General features: G+C 63.0%; 19 protein-coding genes and 1 riboswitch. Of the genes, 12 read left to right on the top strand and 7 right to left on the bottom strand.

Features of this window, described 5'->3' with window-relative positions:
• Window positions 1-56 precede the first annotated feature (56 nt).
• Together P4U43_RS03035 and P4U43_RS03030 are read right to left on the bottom strand one after the other, a co-directional pair.
• Window positions 57-365: a protealysin inhibitor emfourin gene (locus P4U43_RS03035; RefSeq protein ID WP_318532997.1), complete on the bottom strand. Its 309-nt coding sequence runs from the start codon at window positions 363-365 to the stop codon at window positions 57-59.
• On the bottom strand, window positions 362-1,426 hold the full coding sequence (locus P4U43_RS03030; protein WP_277357386.1) for a M4 family metallopeptidase: 1,065 nt from the start codon (window positions 1,424-1,426) through the stop codon (window positions 362-364). Before P4U43_RS03030 ends, P4U43_RS03035 begins: the two co-directional genes overlap by 4 nt.
• Before the next feature lie 117 nt (window positions 1,427-1,543).
• On the opposite strand from P4U43_RS03030, the gene kynA reads away from it, so the two are divergent.
• Together kynA and dcd are read left to right on the top strand one after the other, a co-directional pair.
• Entirely contained in the window at window positions 1,544-2,401 is an 858-nt protein-coding gene (gene kynA / locus P4U43_RS03025) for a tryptophan 2,3-dioxygenase (protein WP_277357385.1), read from the top strand.
• Between the two features lie 21 nt (window positions 2,402-2,422).
• On the top strand, window positions 2,423-3,019 hold the full coding sequence (gene dcd / locus P4U43_RS03020; RefSeq protein ID WP_277357384.1) for a dCTP deaminase: 597 nt from the start codon (window positions 2,423-2,425) through the stop codon (window positions 3,017-3,019).
• A gap of 97 nt (window positions 3,020-3,116) precedes the next feature.
• Here the strand turns inward: dcd and P4U43_RS03015 are convergent, their stop codons facing one another.
• Window positions 3,117-4,466, bottom strand: coding sequence for an MFS transporter (locus tag P4U43_RS03015; RefSeq protein ID WP_277357383.1), 1,350 nt, complete (start codon window positions 4,464-4,466; stop codon window positions 3,117-3,119).
• Window positions 4,467-4,643: 177 nt separating this feature from the next.
• Between P4U43_RS03015 and P4U43_RS03010 the strand changes: the two genes are divergently transcribed.
• From P4U43_RS03010 to mnhG, 6 genes are read left to right on the top strand one after another with little or no spacing between them, the layout of a single operon-like run.
• Window positions 4,644-7,682: a Na+/H+ antiporter subunit A gene (locus P4U43_RS03010; RefSeq protein ID WP_277357382.1), complete on the top strand. Its 3,039-nt coding sequence runs from the start codon at window positions 4,644-4,646 to the stop codon at window positions 7,680-7,682.
• Window positions 7,679-8,176: a Na(+)/H(+) antiporter subunit C gene (locus tag P4U43_RS03005; RefSeq protein WP_277357381.1), complete on the top strand. Its 498-nt coding sequence runs from the start codon at window positions 7,679-7,681 to the stop codon at window positions 8,174-8,176. The genes P4U43_RS03010 and P4U43_RS03005 overlap by 4 nt, the downstream gene beginning before the upstream one ends.
• On the top strand, window positions 8,173-9,813 hold the full coding sequence (locus P4U43_RS03000; protein WP_277357380.1) for a Na+/H+ antiporter subunit D: 1,641 nt from the start codon (window positions 8,173-8,175) through the stop codon (window positions 9,811-9,813). Before P4U43_RS03005 ends, P4U43_RS03000 begins: the two co-directional genes overlap by 4 nt.
• Window positions 9,813-10,382 (top strand): Na+/H+ antiporter subunit E, encoded by a 570-nt coding sequence (locus P4U43_RS02995; protein WP_277357464.1) that lies wholly within the window; start codon window positions 9,813-9,815, stop codon window positions 10,380-10,382. The genes P4U43_RS03000 and P4U43_RS02995 overlap by 1 nt, the downstream gene beginning before the upstream one ends.
• Window positions 10,379-10,636 carry a monovalent cation/H+ antiporter complex subunit F gene (locus tag P4U43_RS02990; RefSeq protein ID WP_056544404.1) on the top strand — a complete coding sequence of 86 codons (258 nt, stop codon included), beginning with the start codon at window positions 10,379-10,381 and terminating at the stop codon, window positions 10,634-10,636. The genes P4U43_RS02995 and P4U43_RS02990 overlap by 4 nt, the downstream gene beginning before the upstream one ends.
• A gap of 7 nt (window positions 10,637-10,643) precedes the next feature.
• Window positions 10,644-11,027, top strand: a complete 384-nt coding sequence (gene mnhG / locus P4U43_RS02985) for a monovalent cation/H(+) antiporter subunit G (RefSeq protein WP_056544401.1) — start codon at window positions 10,644-10,646, stop codon at window positions 11,025-11,027.
• Between the two features lie 42 nt (window positions 11,028-11,069).
• On the opposite strand, the gene P4U43_RS02980 is transcribed toward mnhG, so the two are convergent.
• Together P4U43_RS02980 and P4U43_RS02975 are read right to left on the bottom strand one after the other, a co-directional pair.
• Entirely contained in the window at window positions 11,070-12,533 is a 1,464-nt protein-coding gene (locus P4U43_RS02980; protein ID WP_277357379.1) for an HNH endonuclease signature motif containing protein, read from the bottom strand.
• 100 nt (window positions 12,534-12,633) lie between these two features.
• Window positions 12,634-12,894 (bottom strand): DUF4235 domain-containing protein, encoded by a 261-nt coding sequence (locus P4U43_RS02975; RefSeq protein ID WP_056543288.1) that lies wholly within the window; start codon window positions 12,892-12,894, stop codon window positions 12,634-12,636.
• A gap of 142 nt (window positions 12,895-13,036) precedes the next feature.
• A riboswitch (TPP riboswitch) is annotated at window positions 13,037-13,152 on the top strand.
• 55 nt (window positions 13,153-13,207) lie between these two features.
• On the opposite strand from P4U43_RS02975, the gene P4U43_RS02970 reads away from it, so the two are divergent.
• The 4 genes from P4U43_RS02970 to P4U43_RS02955 all read left to right on the top strand — a co-directional run bounded on the left by P4U43_RS02970 (window position 13,208) and on the right by P4U43_RS02955 (window position 16,753).
• Window positions 13,208-13,819, top strand: a complete 612-nt coding sequence (locus tag P4U43_RS02970; RefSeq protein WP_277357378.1) for an ECF transporter S component — start codon at window positions 13,208-13,210, stop codon at window positions 13,817-13,819.
• A 1-nt stretch (window position 13,820) separates the two neighbouring features.
• Window positions 13,821-15,314, top strand: a complete 1,494-nt coding sequence (locus tag P4U43_RS02965) for an ABC transporter ATP-binding protein (protein ID WP_277357377.1) — start codon at window positions 13,821-13,823, stop codon at window positions 15,312-15,314.
• A gap of 2 nt (window positions 15,315-15,316) precedes the next feature.
• Window positions 15,317-16,108, top strand: coding sequence for an energy-coupling factor transporter transmembrane component T family protein (locus P4U43_RS02960; RefSeq protein WP_277357463.1), 792 nt, complete (start codon window positions 15,317-15,319; stop codon window positions 16,106-16,108).
• A 132-nt stretch (window positions 16,109-16,240) separates the two neighbouring features.
• On the top strand, window positions 16,241-16,753 hold the full coding sequence (locus P4U43_RS02955) for a sigma-70 family RNA polymerase sigma factor (RefSeq protein WP_056543299.1): 513 nt from the start codon (window positions 16,241-16,243) through the stop codon (window positions 16,751-16,753).
• A gap of 14 nt (window positions 16,754-16,767) precedes the next feature.
• On the opposite strand, the gene P4U43_RS02950 is transcribed toward P4U43_RS02955, so the two are convergent.
• Both P4U43_RS02950 and P4U43_RS02945 read right to left on the bottom strand, forming a co-directional pair.
• Window positions 16,768-17,337: a COG4315 family predicted lipoprotein gene (locus P4U43_RS02950; RefSeq protein ID WP_277357376.1), complete on the bottom strand. Its 570-nt coding sequence runs from the start codon at window positions 17,335-17,337 to the stop codon at window positions 16,768-16,770.
• Between the two features lie 145 nt (window positions 17,338-17,482).
• On the bottom strand, window positions 17,483-19,084 hold the full coding sequence (locus tag P4U43_RS02945) for a multicopper oxidase family protein (protein WP_277357375.1): 1,602 nt from the start codon (window positions 19,082-19,084) through the stop codon (window positions 17,483-17,485).
• Window positions 19,085-19,178 lie beyond the last annotated feature (94 nt).

Raw genomic sequence — 19,178 nt, 5'->3', positions numbered from 1 at the left:
ACAACATGTGCGGGATGCATTAGGCGCCCGCGCGGTTACCGGCGTCTTGGCGGACCTCAGCCGGGCGCCTGACCGGATTCCTGACCCGAGTCTTCTCCACGCTGGCTGGACGAGGCGTTTTTGACCCACTCCACGAGTTCCTTCCAGGGGCCTTCCACCGCGCTCTCGGCGACGGTCACTTCCCGGTAACCGATAGCGATGTGGTAGACGTAGCGATCGCGTTCAGCATCCTCGACTCCGCTGTTGTCCGCACCCTCCAGGAGGGGCAGCCAGCGTTCCTCCGCCTCGGTGGAGCTCACCTCCACACTCCACGTGCGGGTCAGCCCGGCGAATCCGCCCGAACGCGATACCTCAATCCGCGTCACAGCACGCCCACTTCCCGCCACGCATAACGGACCGCGTCCGCCTCCGGTGACCCATCCCCGAATCGGGCGATGGCGGCTTCAACGGTTACGGAAGCGAACAGCGAGAAATCGCAGTCCGTGGGAACGCGGCCACCGGTTGCGGCGTCATACCAGATCTGCCCACAGCGCTCCCACGCATTTCCGCCCAGCCGTGCGGCTGCGATGTAGAAGGCATGGTTCGGGATACCGGAATTGATGTGCACGCCGCCGTTGTCCGACGTGGTGTCCACGTAATCCGCCATGGTGGCGGGCTGTGGATCCTTGCCGAGGACGTCGTCGTCGTAAGCGGTTCCCGGCGCCTTCAGCGAGCGCAGCGCGCGCCCCTCCACCTGGTCAGTGAAGAGGCCTTCACCGACCAGCCAGCTCGCTGCATCTGCAGACTGGCCCAGCTGACGCTGCTCGACCAGCACGCCGAAGACATCCGAGATGGATTCGTTGAGCGCGCCCGACTGGCCCTGGTACCGCAGGTTGGAGGAGTACTGCGTGAATCCATGTGCCAGTTCGTGGCCGATCACCGTGAGCGACGCCGTGAAACGACCGAAGACCTCACCGTCACCGTCTCCGAACACCATCCGGGTGCCGTCCCAGAACGCGTTGTCATACTGCTGCCCGTAGTGAACCGTGGCATCCAGCGGCAGGCCCGAGTTGTCAATTGACGCTCTTTTGTACACCTCGCTGAACAGCTCATACGTCGCACCAAGGCCGGCATACGCTTCATCCACCGCTGCATCGCCCATAGGCGGATCGCCTTCCCGGCGGACAATCTGTCCAGGCAGGGATTCGCTGCCGCCTGCGTCCGCTATGGTTCGGCGAAGGGCCAGGACGACGGCGGTACCGGCTCCCCGCGATGAATCCCTGGGAGCTGTGGCGCGGGCATGATGGATCGGGTCCAACTCCACCAGTGCGCGCCGGGCGGCGGCCGCGGCAGACTGATGTTCCGGAGCTTCGAGTCCAGCCAGCCGTGCCAAGAGGTAGGGCGGAACAATGCTGCAGCGAACGTGGGACGGTGTGGGTGGGATCATGGCGCCTCCTCGGGTTCCCCCAACCTAGCGGCCGCCCCTGACAGTCTTCAATGGCAGTCTCCAAAGGCGCGATCGCGGTGGCGCAGTTCACTGGTGCGAAGAACTACGCTGGGAGGCATGAGCGTGGAGCGGAATACCAGAAACCTTGAAGCAGGCATCGAAAAGGATTTCTCGGGGAAGATGAGTTATGGGTCCTACCTCGCTCTGGACTCCATTCTTTCCGCGCAGCATCCGGTCAGTAGGCCGGAACACCATGATGAAATGCTGTTCATTATCCAGCACCAGACCTCCGAACTCTGGCTGAAGCTTGTCCTGCATGAGCTCGGTGCGGTCCGTACGCACCTGCAGGCGGATGATCTACGGGCAGCCATGAAGGGCATAGCGCGCATCAAGCATATTCAGCGCTCGCTGACCGAACAGTGGTCTGTTCTGGCGACGCTCACGCCGTCGGAATATGCGGAGTTCCGCGGTGCGCTCCAGGCAGCCAGCGGGTTCCAGTCCTACCAGTACCGTGCCGTCGAATTCCTGCTCGGCAACAAGAACGCGGGAATGCTGCAGGTGTTCGAAAGTGACGCTGAAGCTTTCGAGCTCCTGTCGCGGCTGCTTCGGGAAACCAGCATCTACGACGAGTTCATTGCCTACCTCTCGCGTCGCGGCTACGTTATCCCCACGGAACTGCTTGAACGGGACGTAACGCGCGCGCATGAGTTCAACCCCGGGCTGGTCCAGGTCTACAAGGAGGTGTATGAGGACGCTGCCGGTCACTGGGACGTCTACGAGGCGTGTGAAGAGCTCGTGGACCTGGAGGACAACTTCCAGCTATGGCGGTTCAGGCACCTGAAGACGGTGGAGAGAACCATCGGCCACAAGGCCGGAACCGGCGGGTCCAGCGGCGTCGGGTTCCTGCAGAAGGCGCTGGAGCTGACGTTCTTCCCGGAGCTGTTCGCAGTAAGGACCGAGATCGGGCAGGCCTGACCGGTGCGGTATTTTTAGACGGTGCTGATCTCCGACCGCGACATCCGAACCGAAATTGCCGCCGGGCGCATCGCCCTCGACCCCTATGAACCGGAGATGGTGCAGCCGTCGAGCGTCGATGTCCGCATCGACCGGTTTTTTCGGCTTTTCGATAACCACAAGTACGCGCACATCGACCCGGCCGAGAATCAGCCAGACCTGACCCGACTGGTGGAGGTCGCTCCGGATGAGCCGTTCATCCTCCACCCGGGCGAGTTCGTCCTCGGCTCCACGTATGAGAAGGTCACACTTCCTGACGACATCGCGGCGCGCCTCGAGGGCAAGTCCTCGCTTGGGCGTCTGGGTCTGCTCACCCACTCGACGGCAGGCTTCATCGATCCCGGTTTCTCGGGTCACGTCACCCTTGAGCTGTCCAACATGGCAACCCTACCGATCAAATTGTGGCCGGGTTCCAAAATCGGCCAGCTCTGCTTCTTCAAGCTCACCTCGCCCGCGGAGCACTCCTACGGTTCGGGACAGTACGGCAACCGCTATCAGGGCCAGCGGGGGCCGACGGCGTCGCGTAGCCATCTGAACTTCCACCGCACCGAAATCGCCGAAGAAACTGCTTCCCGCTGAGTTCCTGCTGAGCGGGCTTCGCAGCGCCGGACGTGCTTCGCAGCGCGGGACGTGCTGTGAAGCGCGGACGTGCGTCCGCGCTTCAAAACCAGCGGGGCTACGGAGCAGGAACGACGGCGGGAGTCACCTTTGCGGGCGGCTTCACCGGGAGCAGTACCAGCAGGCCGGCCAGCAACACCACCAGAATGCCGAGGATCCCGAACCGCTGTTCCCCGAAGATGCCGATGAAGAGGGAGAACAGTGCCGGAGCCAGGAAGCTCACCGCACGGCCGGTGGTGGCATACAGCCCGAACATCTCGCCCTCCTCACCCCGTGGTGACAGGCGTGCCAGGTAGGCGCGGGAAGAGGCCTGTGCCGGACCCACAAACAGGGTGAGCAGGAGCCCGAAGATCCAGAACGTCGTATCTCCGCTCCAGCTCAACCCGAACATCTGCTGATCTGCCGCTCCAAGGACCATCACGGCGGTGCCCGCGACCAGGAGACCGATCAGCGACACGATGATGACCATCTTGGGACCGACGCGGTCATCGAAGTAGCCGCCGATCACTGCACCGATTGCAGCGATGACATTACCCACGATGGCGAACAGAATAACTTCGCTGAGTTCGAAACCGAATGTTCCGGCAGCGATGATGCCGCCGAAAGTGAACACCGCCGCCAAACCGTCACGGAAGATGGCGCTCGCGAGCAGGAAGAAGATGGTGTGCGGGCTGGTCCGGTAAATCGCCTTGATGCGCCGGAAGAGTAATCCGTAGGAGGCGAGGAAACTCAGGCGGTCGGCCTGTCGCTGGCGGGGGACTTCAGGAACCGCGAACATCACCGGGAGTGCGAAGGCAAGAAACCAAAGAGCGGAGAACACAGCGACCAATCGGATGTTCAACGCTCCCTCGGTGCTGGACCCGAACCAGTCGAAAACCGGCTGGACAAAAGCGACCAGAACGATCACCAGGGCCACAATGCCGCCCACATATCCCATTGCCCACCCGAACCCGCTGACCCGTCCCACGCTGGACGGGGTGGAGATCTGGGCAAGCATGGCGTTGTAGTTGACGCCGGCGAACTCAAAGAAGATATTCGCGGCCGCGATCAGCGCAACGCCGAGGATCAGCAGTTCAGGCCGCGGAAAGACGAAGAAACACAGGGCGGTCAATGCCGCGACGGCCAGGCTGTTCACGCCCAGCCAGAGTTTGCGGCGACCGCCCACATCTGAGCGTTGACCCGTTACGGGCGCGAGGAGCGCAATGAGCAGGCCGGCAACTGCCAGGCCCCAACCGAGAACCTCCGACGCATAGGTTTCCCCACCGAAGGCGTCGGACGTGAGATAGACGGTGAAGACGAAGGTGGTCATGACTGCGTTGAAAGCCGCTGACCCCCAGTCCCATGAAGCCCACGCAAGCACGGGCTTGGAAAGGAGTCGTCCAGGGGGGTGTTGGGAGTCCGTGCTCATAGGCTGCATGCTATCCGCTGCGAACGGACAACTGGGTGAGGGTCGCTTTTATTCCCTTGTCGGCGACTTGTGCGCTGGGCAGAACCGGGAGGCAGCGTCGAGTATGCCACGGGTAGAATAGACACATGCCCTTGACCGTCAGCTGACCGTCTCACTCTGAGAGATCAGGAGATCATCGTGCTATCCGTGCTCATCGCCCTCTTCGCGGTGGCCGCAATAGCGCCCTTGATCTTCCGCCTGATGGGCCGCTCGGCCTTCTATCTCCTTGCTGCGGTACCTGCAGCGGGATTCGTGTGGCTGCTGGTGACCTTCGCCGATTACATCGACGCGGACCAGCTCAGCGGCAACGGCCAACCCAACGCACCGCCGTCCGTGGTCGTCCCCTGGATTCCCCAGCTTCAACTGGAACTGGCCTTCCGCATGGACGCGCTGGCCGCGGTGCTCAGCATCCTTGTTCTCGGCGTCGGGTCTCTGGTGCTGTTCTACTGTGCGCGCTACTTCAAGCAGGACGACGCCGACATCGGCCCGTTCGGCGCACAGCTGCTTGCCTTCGCGGGGGCCATGTTCGGCCTGGTCATCGCCGATGACCTCATCCTCTTGTTCATCTTCTGGGAACTGACAACAGTTCTGTCCTACTTACTGATCGGATACTCGAGGCATCGCCTCTCCGCGAGGCGTGCTGCGCTGCAGGCGCTCATTGTGACCACGCTCGGCGGGCTGGCCATGCTCGTGGGCCTCATCGTTCTGGGGCAGTCAGCCGGGACCTACCGGCTCTCGGACATCCTTGCGCGTGCAGACTCGCTCACCGGCCCTGCAGTGGAGACGGCGATCGTCCTGATCCTGGTAGGTGCGCTCTCCAAATCCGCATTGGTGCCATTCCATTTCTGGCTTCCCAGCGCCATGGCAGCACCCACGCCGGTCAGTGCCTACCTTCATGCTGCCGCAATGGTGAAAGCCGGCATCTATCTCATTGCCCGGTTTGCGCCTGGGTTTTCCGACACCCTGCTGTGGCCGCCGATCGTCCTCAGCCTCGGTCTCGCAACGATGATCTTCGGCGGGTGGCGCGCCCTGCGCCAGCATGACCTGAAGCTCCTTCTCGCCTACGGCACCGTGAGCCAGCTGGGTTTCCTGACCATCGTTGTTGGCCTGGGTGGCCAGGAAGCTGCGCTTGCCGGACTGGGGCTCCTGCTTGCCCACGGGTTCTTCAAGGCGACGCTCTTTCTCGTGGTCGGCATCATCGATCACCAGTCCGGTACCCGTGACATCCGGAAGTTGTGCGGGATCGGCCGGTCTGCGCCGGTGCTTGCCGTGGTCGCTGTTCTCGCAGCCGCGTCAATGGCCGGAATACCTCCGCTCCTGGGGTTCGTGGCCAAGGAATCCGTCTTCGAGGCATTTGTCCACCGGGCGGAGGAGGGGCCGGTAGGCATGGTGATGCTCGTCGGAATTGTTCTGGGCTCCATGCTGACTTTCGCGTACAGCGCCCGCTTTATCTGGGGTGGTTTCGCCAGGAAGTCAGCGAACCCAACGCCATTCAAACGGGTTGAGCCGTCCTTCCTGTTCGCTCCGGCGCTGCTGGCCGGTGCATCGGTCGTCTTTGGGCTGTGGCCGACGCCGCTCGACTCGGCGATCCAGCCCTACCTCAGCACCTTTCCGGCGGGCGAGGAGACTCCCCACCTGCTGCTCTGGCACGGCGTCACGCCGGCGTTGTTCCTGTCCCTGCTGTCGATCGCGGGCGGCCTGACGCTCTTCCTGCTGCGTGATCGCTTCGAACGGCTTCAGACCAGGGTTGCCCCCGACATCGACGCCGAGCGGAACTACAAGGCCGTTATCGGTGTGCTCGATGACGTGGCGGTCTGGCTCACCGGCCGAACTCAGCGAGGTTCGCTGGCGTTCTACCTGTTTGTCATCCTCACGATGGCGATTATCACGCCGCTGAGCGCCCTGATCTTCTTTGATGCACCGGTTCCGCAGGACTGGTACCTGGCGGACTCGCCGGCCCAGCTCATTGCCGGCGTCGTTATCATCCTTGGCGCGATTGCTGCGCTTCGGGCGACCAAGCGATTCATGGCCGTGATCATGGTGGGTGTCACCGGTTACGGGATCGCGCTGATCTTCGCGCTGCAGGGCGCTCCGGACCTGGCGCTGACCCAACTGCTGGTCGAGACGATCGTTCTGGTTGCATTCGTCCTCGCGTTGCGGTCCCTCCCAGCGCGCCTGTGGCAGCGGGCCCCTGGCCGCAAATACCGGCTCCTCCGCGCGGTCCTGGGCATCTCCTTCGGCTCGGTGATGGTGGCGATCGCGATGTCGGCGATGGCTTCCCGGGTGGCGGAACCCATCTCGCTGAGCTTTCCCTCGCTTGCTTACGACGACGGCGGAGGCGCCAACATCGTCAACGTCACTCTCGTGGACATCCGGGCATGGGACACCTTCGGCGAAATCAGTGTGCTCGCGATCGCTGCGACCGGAGTCGCCAGCCTGATTTTCATTCGTGGCCGTGGCGACGGAAGAGTGCGGGCGGACGGCGTCAAGAGCGGTACGGTCGGGCGGGGCAAGGAACCGATCGACGCGTACGGTAGGGAGGCCGCAGCCTTGGAACTGGCCAAGAAGTTCGCGAGCTCCGCGAACGACGCCTGGCTGGTTGCGGGCCGGACCCTTGCACCGGAACGACGCTCCATCATCTTCGAGGTGATTACCCGTCTGCTCTTCCACTCGGTGATCATTTTCTCGATCTACCTTCTGCTTGCCGGGCACAACCTTCCGGGCGGTGGGTTTGCCGGCGGACTGATGGCAGGGCTGGCCCTGACCATCCGCTACCTCGCCGGCGGCCGCTTTGAACTGGCTGAGGCTACGCCGATCAGTGCCGGCCTGCTCCTTGGCGGAGGTCTTGCAACGGCGGCGCTGACGGCTATCGTGCCGGTGTTCCTGGGCGGTGAGGTGTTTCAGAGCGCGATCATCGAGACAACCTGGCCCGTATTCGGGGACATCAAGTTCGTGACGTCGACCATCTTCGACATCGGGGTCTACCTGGTGGTGGTCGGACTGGTGCTTGACGTGCTGCGCAGCCTGGGCTCCGAGATCGACGAACGCAGCGAAGGCGTCACCGCAACCATCGATGCAGGAACGCCTGAACCGACGAAGACGCCTGAGGCGAAAACCTCGGAGGCAAAGACGTCGCAGACGAAGACCAGGGACCCGGAAGAAGGGGTGGCTCAGTGAGCGTCAACATCACGCTGCTTGTCATCATGGGTGCGCTCTTTGCTGCCGGGATCTATCTGCTGCTCGAGCGGAGCCTGACCCGGGTACTGCTCGGGCTGATCATGCTCACCAATGGAGCGAACATGCTGCTCCTGGCCGGCGGTGGAGCCGCGGGCAAGGCGCCGCTGTACTCGGCTGATATTCCGGCCGAGGAATATAGCGATCCCCTACCACAGGCCTTGATCCTTACCTCCATCGTGATTTCCTTCGCCGTCACCGCCTTCATGCTCGGCATCATCTACCGTTCGTGGGTCCTCGGACGCCAGGACGAAGTGCAGGATGACATTGAAGACCGGCGAGTGGCGTCGCAGAGCAGCTTTGACGCCGAAGACGACGCCGAGGTGCCCATCGAGACCACAGAATTTACGCCGGTTGAGGAAGCCGAAGAAGCACCGGGCGCCCAACGTACGGCAACCGCCAGAAGAGCAAACAAACCACGGACGGAGGGGCGATGAACATAGCAAATCTTGCGCCCCTGGCCGTCGTTCTTCCGTTTCTCGGAGCGGCACTGGCGTTCGTGCTTATCCGGCATTCGCGTTCCCAGCGGGCCGTTAGCATCACAACATTGTGTGTGACCCTCCTGATCGAGATCTTCCTGCTGATCGACACCAGCGGGAAAGGCACCACGGCGGTCTTCATCGGCAATTGGGCGGCGCCGTTCGGCATCACGATGGTTGTGGATCAGTTTTCTGCCCTGATGCTCGTGGTGTCCTCCGCAGTCAGCCTGGCAGTCCTGATCTATGCCACCGGCCAGGGAATGACAGATGGGGACGAAGACGGTCCCATCTCGATCTTCCACCCGACCTACCTGATCCTGGTGGCAGGGGTCTCCAATGCGTTCCTCGCAGGTGACCTGTTCAATCTGTACGTGGGATTCGAGATCCTGCTGACCGCAAGTTACGTGCTCATGACCCTCGGAGGCACCACGCCGCGCATCCGTGCGGGGGTGACCTACGTCGTCGTCAGTGTGGTGTCATCGATGCTGTTCCTCATCAGTATTGGAATGATCTATGCGGCTACCGGCACCATCAATATGGCGGACCTTGCGCTGAAGCTTGCGGACATTGATCACGGAACGCAGATGATCCTGCACCTGATGCTGCTGGTCGCTTTCGGCATCAAGGCTGCGATCTTCCCGTTGTCCTTTTGGCTCCCTGACTCCTATCCGACTGCCCCTGCGCCCGTCACCGCTGTGTTTGCGGGTTTGCTGACGAAGGTTGGCGTGTACGCCATGGTCCGGACCGAAACCCTTCTGTTTCCCGGAGACCGCATCAACACGCTGCTGATGGTGGTTGCGATGCTCACCATGATCGTCGGAATCCTTGGTGCGCTGGCGCAGTCGGATATCAAACGTATGCTCTCTTTCACGCTGGTCAGCCATATCGGTTACATGGTCTTCGGGCTCGCCATTTCGACGGTTATCGGTCTGGGAGCGGCGGTGTACTACGTTGCGCACCACATCATTGTGCAGACCAGCCTGTTCCTCGTGACCGGGCTGATTGAACGCCGGGGTGGGACGGCCAACATGGACCGGCTGGGTGGACTCGCGAAAATCTCCCCGCTACTGGCTCTCTTGTTCTTTGTTCCGGGCATGAACCTGGCCGGCATTCCGCCGTTTTCCGGCTTCCTTGGCAAGCTGGGACTGCTGCAGGCCGGTGTGGAACTGGGAACGCCGTTGGCGTATGTGCTTGTGGGTGCGGGAGTGCTGACGAGCCTGCTGACGCTGCTGGTGATCGCACGGGTGTGGAACCGGGCCTTCTGGCGCCGGCCGGAGGATGCAACCCACCCCGATCCCATCCTGATGGCAACGTCAGCCGACGGCTCAGCCGTTCGAACCTCACGGAGGGTTTCAGGGCATAGCACCGGAAAATTTGCGGGCCGGACTGCCGTGAACCTGTTGCCCCGCAGCATGGTTGGCGCTACCGCCGGGCTGGTGCTGCTGGGCGTCAGCCTGACCCTGTTGGGAGGTCCGCTGTTTGCCCTCAGTGACCAGGCGGCACAGCAGATGCTTGAGCGGACACCCTATATTGACGCTGTCCTGGGCGAAGGCGCTACCGAAGCGGCCACCGAAGCGGCAGGAGCAACCCCATGATGTCCAGACAAAAGATCCCGCTCCGGGTCGAACTGCCGCTGCTGGTCTGGCTCGTCATCGTATGGGGAGCGCTCTGGCAGGACTTCAGCCTGGGAAACATGGTGTTCGGAGCGATCATCGCGTTTGCTGTCGCCAACCTGCTGTATCTCCCGCCAGTTGAGCTCAGTGGGCGGTTCAACGTGCTCTATGCCGTCGGATTCGCCGGACGGTTCCTGCACCAGTTGGTGCTGGCAAGCTTTCAGGTATTCTGGCTGGCACTCACCCGGGGCCCGAAGCTGCAGAACGCAGTTGTGGCTGTGCGCTTGCGCAGTCCGTCCGACCTGCTGGTCACCGCGACCGGGCATGTCCTTTCCCTGATTCCGGGATCCCTGGTGGTGGAGGTGGACCGCTCCACATCCACGCTGTATCTGCACTGCCTGAATGTCACTACCAGGGACGACGCCGAGAAGGTGCGCCAGAACGCCCGGCGTACCGAGGAATGGCTAATCCGGGTCATGGGCACCCGGGAGGATCTGGCGCTGCTCGGCACCGATGCGCCGCACCACCTCGACGGAAGGGGACACCCGTGAACGTGATTCTCGGAATCATCGCTGTAATCCTCGGAGTCTCGGCGTTGTGCGCCATTTACCGGGTGGCGCGTGGTCCTTCGATCCTCGACCGGGTGCTGGCCGTTGACGTTCTGCTCGCGATCGTAGGTGGCGCGCTCGCTGCTGACATGGTCTTCAACGGGCACACCAACAGCCTCGTGATCCTCGTGGCAACGTCCGTCGTCGGATTTATTGCTTCGGTGACGGTCGCCCGGTTCGTCACGGAAAAGAAGTGAGCCGCTGATGGATGCTGCCCTGGATGTCCTGACCGCCGTTTTGCTTCTCGGTGGAGCGCTCATGTCGCTGGCTGCAGCCGTCGGACTGTTGCGGTTTCCTGACCTGCTGAGCCGCATGCACGCGGCAACCAAACCCCAGGTGCTGGGACTGTTGTTGTTCCTGTTGGCCATCGCGGTGCAACAGCGCTCCTGGGCAGTTGTGCCCGTCCTGATCGTCTGCTGGATCTTCCAGTTGCTCACTGCGCCGGTGTCGGCACACATGGTGGGACGCGCCGGGTACCGCACCAAGCACCTGCGCAAGGACCTGCTCAGCATGGACGACCTTGACGATGTCGTGGAACACGCGGCCACCCGGCGCCGTGAGGCCGGGGACCGTGCGTCCGGCGAGTAGGCCCAGCCAGTAGGTTACTGGCTGCCGCAACACTGCCGCTGATCACGGTGGTGCCGTGTGGGTGCCGGCGCCGGCATCGGTGCCGGCATCGGTGCCGATGTGGGTGCGGGTGCTCCTGGACGCGTTGGAGCTCGTGCCGGTGTCAGAGCGCGCGAGGTGGTTGTGGATGGCTTGTTCTACTTGCCAGTAGCGGTTGCGTCTGGGCGTTCGTTGCGGGTCGAGGTATTTGGGTGGTCTGAACCAGGGGATTCCGTTGACTGATTCGACTGTCCAATTTCCCTCATGGATCTGGTGGTGGTGTCGGGTGCAGAGCAGCACGCCGTCGCTGATGTTGGTGGTTCCGCCTGCAGCCCAGGGGATGATGTGGTGGGCTTCGCACCAGGTTGCGGGTGTGGTGCAGTCGGGGAACGCGCAGCCTTTGTCGCGTGCGACCAGTGCCCGTCGCAGATGTGGTGGGAAGAGACGTTGGGTGCGGCCGATGTCCAAGACCTGACCCTTGCCGCCGAGGACGAGCGGGAGGATGTCGGCGTCGCAGGCGAGTTTGCGGATGCTGCGGGCGCTTATCTGTTGGGCGAAGACCGAATGCCCGTCGTGTCCGCTGTCTGCCAGGTCTTTGAGGAGGTCGCGGTAGTTGATGGTAACCATTACCTGGGGTCGGTGTCCTCCGGTCGCTGGAAGACCATCACCTGTTAGCGCGATCCGGCATGCTGAAACCAGCCCGTCGAGCAGGTTCTGTTCACGGGTCGGCTCGTCGGGCGCTGAAACGGTGCCCTGAGTTCTGGGGTTGGTGGCGGTGTTCATGACGGTGATGAGGTGTTCGTATTGTTCGTCGGTGGCGCCGATTTCCATGAAGTGCAGGCCGTGGCGCCTACCGCGCAGGAACACACCCTGGCGTGCGCGGAGGGTTTTTTCGGTGGGTTCGGTGCCGTCCTGGTCGATGATGTCTTCCCAGCGTTGGGCGAGGGCCCGCAGGACGTCTTCGTCGGACTCAACGGCCTGGCGGACCAGGTGCTCTTCCATGGCATCCAGCTCACGGCCGGTCGCGACAGTGGAGACCCGGTGCACGGAGTTGCGGATGATGGTCGCAGCACGGCTGCTGAGCGCACCGACCTTGGTCGCTTCAGCCAGCACACCCAAGGCAGGTACGAGCGCGGCTCCTGGCCCGGGAACCTCGGGCAGGACGTCATGTCCGAGGCGTAACCGGCGGTTCGCTTCGGAGCGGCTGATACCGATTTTCGCCCGCAAATAGTCCGCAGTGTTCTTGTACGGATCTAGGGCGTCAACGGTAGCGAGTTGGTGGTCCTCAGCGGCACGGGCAACCACCGTCTGAAGATGGTCCACCAGGTTGGAGAGCTGCTCAACCTCCACCAGGGTCACCGCGGCCTCCTGCGGGCTAAGCGTCAGGTATGTCGATTCCAGCTGCTGCGCAAAGACCTGTAGGTCCGAACGCATTCCACCCAGGAGAGACGTGTCCTCCGGGCGAGGTTCGAGCAGTGCGACGGCCATACCCAAAATTTTATCGAACACGTGTACTAACCGCGACCGAAAACCACCAATGTGCAGGACAAGTCAAACCGACTTATCCACAGGCCTGCAAAGGAGTGGCCTAGGTGAGGTGGCGGGTGCGCTCGTAGCGGTGGATGGCCCGCTGCGTGGTGCGGTTGGTGAGCACGCGGATGGTGGTGCTGACCGAACCCGAGATCACGGCGAACGCCAGCGCCGACCGGAGGCTGTTCTCCAGACCCTCTTTGTCCTTCGGTGGCTCGTTCCCGGTGGCACGCTTCCAGATGAAGTCCACCAGTTGCGTGCCCACGAGGCCCGCTCCGATGCCCAGTCCAACGCCCATCAGTTTGAAAATCGTGTTCATGGTGCCTCTTTCAGTCGGCTTGGCTTTGGTCCCAGCCTAGCGTTATAGCGGTGATCCATGGAGGGTCCGTGGGTCACCCAGGGACAACCATAATTACGACGACGGCCCCGGCACGGCCCGCGGTGTAGAGTTGGTATCGCTCAAACAACGACAGGGGAGCGCAACCACGTAGGTGGTGGGCGCTGAGAGTGCGGATCACCGCAGACCCTCGAACCTGATCCGGTTAGTACCGGCGAAGGGAGTCGAGTTCTCGAGGCTTCACGGCGTCCTGCCGGAAAGCCTTCCCCTCCTGTACCCAGGAGGATCAACAATCATGACTGCAACACAAAGCATTACCCCGTCCCAATCCCGGCGCCGCTATGAGTGGCGTGTCGTCGATATTGTGGTCGCCTCAGTCATCGCGGTGGCCGTGGGCGTCATCTTCTTCGCCTGGTCCGCCGGTTACAGCGGCATTGCCGCGGTAACAGCTGCCTTTCCGCCTCTCGCCGGGCTGTACTCAGGCGGCTGGCTCATTGCCGGGGTGCTGGGCGGACTCATCATTCGCAAGCCAGGCGCTGCCATCTACTGCGAGGTACTTGCGGCGGCCGTGTCTGCGCTGATCGGAACGCAGTTCGGCATGGCGGTCCTTCTCTCCGGGCTGGTCCAGGGCATTGGCGCGGAACTGATTTTCGCACTGTTCCTCTACAAACGCTGGAACCTCGGTGTAGCTCTGCTCGCAGGTCTGGGCGCCGGACTTGCCCTCGCCATCAGCGAAAACATCATGTACAAGGTCGAGTGGACCTTGGACTACAAGTTGATGTACGGAATCTTCGCCGCCATTTCCGGTGTTGTGCTCGCCGGTCTGTTGCCGTGGCTTGCCACGCGCGGCCTTGCAAAGACCGGTGCCCTGTCCGCGTTTGCCGCAGGCCGCACGGCAGACGTCTAGCATGACCGCCGTCGCTGAGCCCGTCCCGGCGTCGATCACAGCGAAGGGCTGGGGCTGGCGCCACCCCGGACGAACACGCTGGGCCGTCCGAAACATCGACCTGACGATCGAGCCGGGTCAGCGTGTCCTCCTCCTCGGCGCTTCCGGCGCCGGAAAGTCCACACTGCTGCATGGACTCGCCGGCGTCCTGGGAGATCAGGACGAGGGCGAGCAGGCCGGCGAACTCACTATCGACGGCGTCAGCCCGGCTGACTCACGAGGCCGCTCCGGGCTGGTGCTCCAGGACCCGGACAGCCAACTGGTGCTCGCCCGGGTCGGCGACGAAGTGGCGTTCGGTGCCGAAAACCTGGCCGTGCCGCGGAACGAAATCTGGCCACGCGTACGCCAGTCGCTGGACGACGTCGGCCTCGATGTCCCGCTGAATTCCTCCACCACCGCGCTGTCCGGCGGTCAGAAGCAGCGGCTGGCGCTTGCAGCAGTCCTCGCGATGCAACCCGGGTTGCTGCTCCTTGACGAGCCGACCGCCAACCTGGATCCTGCCGGAGTACTGGAAGTGCGTGATGCCGTTCTCCGCGTACTCAACCGAACCTCGGCGACGCTCGTTGTGGTGGAGCACCGAGTTGAGATCTGGGCTGACGTCGTTGATCGGGTAGTGGTGCTCGATTCGGACGGCGGCATCCTCGCCGATGGTGCTCCGGCTACAGTGCTCCGGCACGAATCCACGCGGGCCAGGCTTATTGAGGCAGGAGTCTGGGTGCCGGGTTACCGGCCGGAGACACCAACAGTTCGTACCGGCTCCGGAACGGACCTGCTGCAGGCGTCCGGGCTGTCCGTTGCGCGCACCAAGCGTGGACCGGCAGTTCTCAGCGGCGTTGACCTCACTCTGCGACGGCAGGAAGCAGTCAGCGTGTTGGGGCCCAACGGTGCCGGGAAATCGACGCTCGCGCTCACTCTCGCCGGGCTGCTCCGCCCCCGGGGAGGCGGACTGACAGCTCTGGAGCCGCTCGCCCGCGGCGCCGGCGCGACACCATATGAGTGGAAGTCCGCCGACCTGGTCAACCGGATCGGCACGGTTTTCCAGGAGCCCGAACACCAGTTCCTCACCAACACAGTGCGTGAGGAACTGGAGTTCGGCCCGCGCAGGGTGGCCCGGCTTACCGAGGAAGAGGTACGACGGCGGATTGACCCCATCGCCGAGCGGCTCCGGCTCACGGGGCTGCTGAAAGCGAATCCGTTCACGCTGTCCGGCGGTGAAAGGCGACGGCTGTCCGTTGCCACCATGCTCGCCACCAACCCGGACATCCTCATCCTGGACGAGCCGACCTTCGGCCAGGACGCCAACACCTGGGCGGAGCTGGTAACCCTGCTGGTGGAACTCATCCACGGGGGGACCTGCGTGGTTTCGGTGACGCATGACCGCGAGTACACGGCAGCGCTCGGAAGCCGCATTGCGGCCGTTGACGGTACGTCCGCAACGCTGGAGGCGGCGGCGTGAGCATGAACGTGGTGAATCCCACCATCACCGGAACGGTGCTTCCGCGGGCCAATCCGCTCTCGAAGCTCTTCGCGGCTGTGGTGATCACCGTCGTCGTGATGCTGAGCGTGGACTGGGTGAGTGCCGGCGTCGTCCTTGGCAGTGAACTGCTGCTGCTCCCGCTGCTGGGCATCAGCGTGCGGAAGCTCTTCCTGAGGACGTGGCCGTTTGTTATCGCGGCGGTGGTCGCCGCTTACGGCACCGCGCTACTGGCTGAAAAGACCGGACGCGTTCTTCTCGAGTTCGGGCCCGTTCTATTCACGCAAGATTCAGTCAACGCCGGGCTCGCGATTGGCCTACGTGGGCTCGCAATCGCGCTGCCCGGGCTGTTTCTCCTGACCACCACCGACCCGACGGACCTTGCCGATGCCCTGGCGCAGCGGCTGAAGGCGCCGCACCGGTTTGTGCTGGGAGCACTCGCCGGAATGCGGCTGGTCGGCTTGCTGTTCGACGAATGGCGCACATTGGGCCTCGCCAGGCACGCCCGCGGCGTAGGGCATGAGGGGAACCCGGCAGCGCGGTTCGGGCATTTTCTGGGGCAGGCGTTCGGGCTCATGGTCCAGGCCATCCGCAGGGCCACCCGGCTGGCTGTGGCCATGGAGGCTCGTGGTTTCGGAGCCGGACCGCGCACCTGGGCGAGGGAAAGCACCTTCAGCCGAGTGGACGTCGTCGTTGTCCTGGTGGGCGTGCTGATCGCAGCGAGCGCCGTGACCGCGGCGGTCCTCGCCGGCACCTGGAACTTCATTTTCGGCTAGCAGGCCCCTGTTCCGGATGCGCTCCGGGGGTGCATCATGAAGGCAGCGTTTCGAAAAGCGCAGGCTTTTCCCAACGTTCCATCGTCTCAATGGGTAGGTACTGCGGTGTGATGTCGAACGTGGGGAACGAACATGGCCGATGGACAGGCTGACTGGCTGAGCGTGATCAGGGACAACCACCTGCGCCCGCTGAGGCGCTTCGTCCGTCGTCTGACAGCGGACGCCTTTCTGGCTGACGAGGTGGTCCAGCTCACCCTGTTACGGGCCTGGGAGCATCCGGTGATGCGCGGTCACAGCGAGCTTGAAATCCGTGCCTGGCTCTTTGTCGTTGCCCGGAACATCCTGGTGGACTCGTTCCGCAGCGGTTTCCGCCGCCACGAGTTCGATGTGGACGAGGTTCCGGATACTCCTTCCGATGACGAGGTCGAGCAGTTGCTGACCTCGTGGCTGCTGACGGATGCACTGAATGAGCTGTCGCCTGAACACCGCGACGTGGTACTTCACTTCTACTTCCGCGGCGAGACAGCGGCGGAGATTTCACGGTCCCTGTCCATACCGGAAGGGACCGTGAAATCCCGTCTGCACTACGCTTTGCGCTCCCTCAAGAGTGCCCTGCTTGCCCGGGATGTGGCCTCGAGCGGTTAGCCGCGGCCGTTACCTTACTGGATCATCTCGCCGTCAGGGGCTACGACGTACCACACCTCGTTGACGCCCTGGCCGTTGGTGTCGCCCGGAGCCTCATCTTCGGCGAAGTAGTAGATCGGCATGCCGTTGATCGTGACCTGCAGTTCACCCTCGGGTGTTTCAATGGTGCCCACTTCGCCCGTAACGCCTTCCACTTCGGGTGTCTCGCTGTCGCTGAGCACCGGCGGCCAGGCTTCAAGGCAGCCGCCCTCACAGGCGCTCACCCCGGAGTTCGCCTCGTCATTGGTGAAGTAATAGACCACCATGCCTTCGGAGTCGACGACGATCTCACCCAGGTCGGTCTCCGCGACACCAAGCGGCGTTCCGACGGTTCCGCCGGCCGCTGCTTCACCGGATGGTTCCTCGGAAGCCCCCTCCGTTGCCTCCGCCTCGGTGGGCTCAGCGCTTGTCGGTTCTTCTGCCGGCGTGGTTTCTGCGGCTGGGGGGCTGGTCTCGGTCTCGGTTGAGGTGGAGCCGCCACAGCCGGTCAACGCCAACAGGCAAACGGCGATGACGGCGAACAAGACACGCATTGCTTTACTCATGTTGATTCCTCCCGTAAACACCCCCTGGACACCCGGGGGATGGGAGTGGCCACTCGACCCCTCTGCTGGGAAGACGCACGAACTACCCCGGATGGTTCAATTTGCGGGAGAACTCACAGGTGAATCCCAGCTTCAGGTCGCCGCGCTACCCGACAGGGCTGTCGAAGACCGGGCGTGCGGCGGTGATGGGATCGTTGGGATCCGGTTCACCCTGCAACAGGCCGACCCTGAACTGCAGCATCATGTCGTGATCCTCATGGGGGAGGTTATGGCAGTGAACCATGTAGCGGCCTTTCTGGTGTTCGAACCGCATGATCGCCTGAACGGTCTCGTTCTCACCCACGTACATGACGTCCTTCGGGCCCTCCTCATAGCTGAAGGGGCGCTGTCCGTTCCGGCTGAGGATGTGGAAATCAACCAGGTGGATGTGCACGGGATGGAACCAGCCGCCCGACTTGTTTTCGATTTCCCAGATCTCGACGTCGTTGGCACCGGGATTGGCGATGACCTTCTGGAAGTTGCTCGCGATCACATCCGCCCAGCTCATACCGTTGATCTTCCACTCCCCGTTCTGGCGCTCAACCCGTAGCCGGCGCGTGGCCTTGGCCATCGCCCGGGTCAGCTGCATCGGACTGCTGTTAGCGAGGACTGTGGGAAGTGTCAGCGCAGTCGGATCATTGCGGTCGAAGGCGTCGTCCGTGACGTCAAAGGCCATGACCCGGCGGGTATTGCCGAACTCGATGTTGTTGGGGTTGGAAACGTTCTGCAACTCAATCCGCTGACCCGCCCTGTACTTTGAGAAATCGATCAGGACCTCATAGCGTTCCGAGTTGGCATGCCGGTACTGGGCCACCGGGATCGCGCGAGGCATGAGTCCGCCGTCGGTCGCCACGACTGTCAGCGGCTCCCCGGTGCTGAGCTTGAACCGGAATGATCTTGAGATGCCGCAGACCAGCACCCGGAAGCGGTAGATCCGGCGCTTGACCTTCATGAGCGGCCAGGGGACCGAGTTGACCAGGTTGATGTCACCCCAGAGGCCACTGTGGTTGTGGTCGTCATAGTTTGCGTTTCCGTCGGCGCGCAGCTGGATGTCGCTCACCATGAGCGGTACGTCGAATTCGCCCTGCGGTAGTAAGGCGCGCTCAGCCGGATCGTGGATCTGATACATGGCGACAAGGCCCGAGTATGCGTTCTGCGCCGTGTAATGGACGCCGTGGTCGTGATACCAGAGTGTGCGTGCGGGTTGGAAGTTGGGGTAGTGGTAGTCCTTCCGGAACCCGGGCAGCGTGGTGTCGGAGGCGTAGCCGTCGTATTGCGGCAGGGACGCTGAACCGTGCAGGTGGGTCGACGTTGCCATCGGAGTCCCGAAGTCGGGATGGGCTTTCGGCAACTGGTTCCGCATCGTCACAACGGCATGCGTGCCCTGATCGATGGAAATGGTGGGACCGGGGAAGATCCCGTTGTAGCCGAGGATGCGTGTCTTCAGTCCCGGAACAAGGGAGGCCGTCGCAGCCTTCTGGGTCACGTTGTAGAAGTTCTGCGGTTTCCCGTCCAACGGGTTGATTCCCGTCTTGTACGGCGCCAGGAACGGCGGACGGGTGAACGCGAGCTGATAGGGCTTGAGCTTTGAGCCGTCCAGGACCGGCGCGGACTTCGCGCTGATGGAGGCCAGGGGAGCGGTGAGGGTCGCGGCGGCCAGAGCACCGAAGCCGCCCATCGCCAGGAAATTGCGCCTGCTGACAGACATGGGAACATCCCTTCCAAAGGTGTTTCTTTTGGTGGGACGCGCATCGGGGTGCGTTGAAAACGCCCGCCCAGACTACGTACTCGATGTGTGCCTC

The organism is Arthrobacter vasquezii, from assembly GCF_029455255.1.
Classification (GTDB): Bacteria; Actinomycetota; Actinomycetes; order Actinomycetales; family Micrococcaceae; genus Arthrobacter_D; species Arthrobacter_D parietis.
This window is presented reverse-complemented; position numbering and strand designations above follow the sequence as displayed.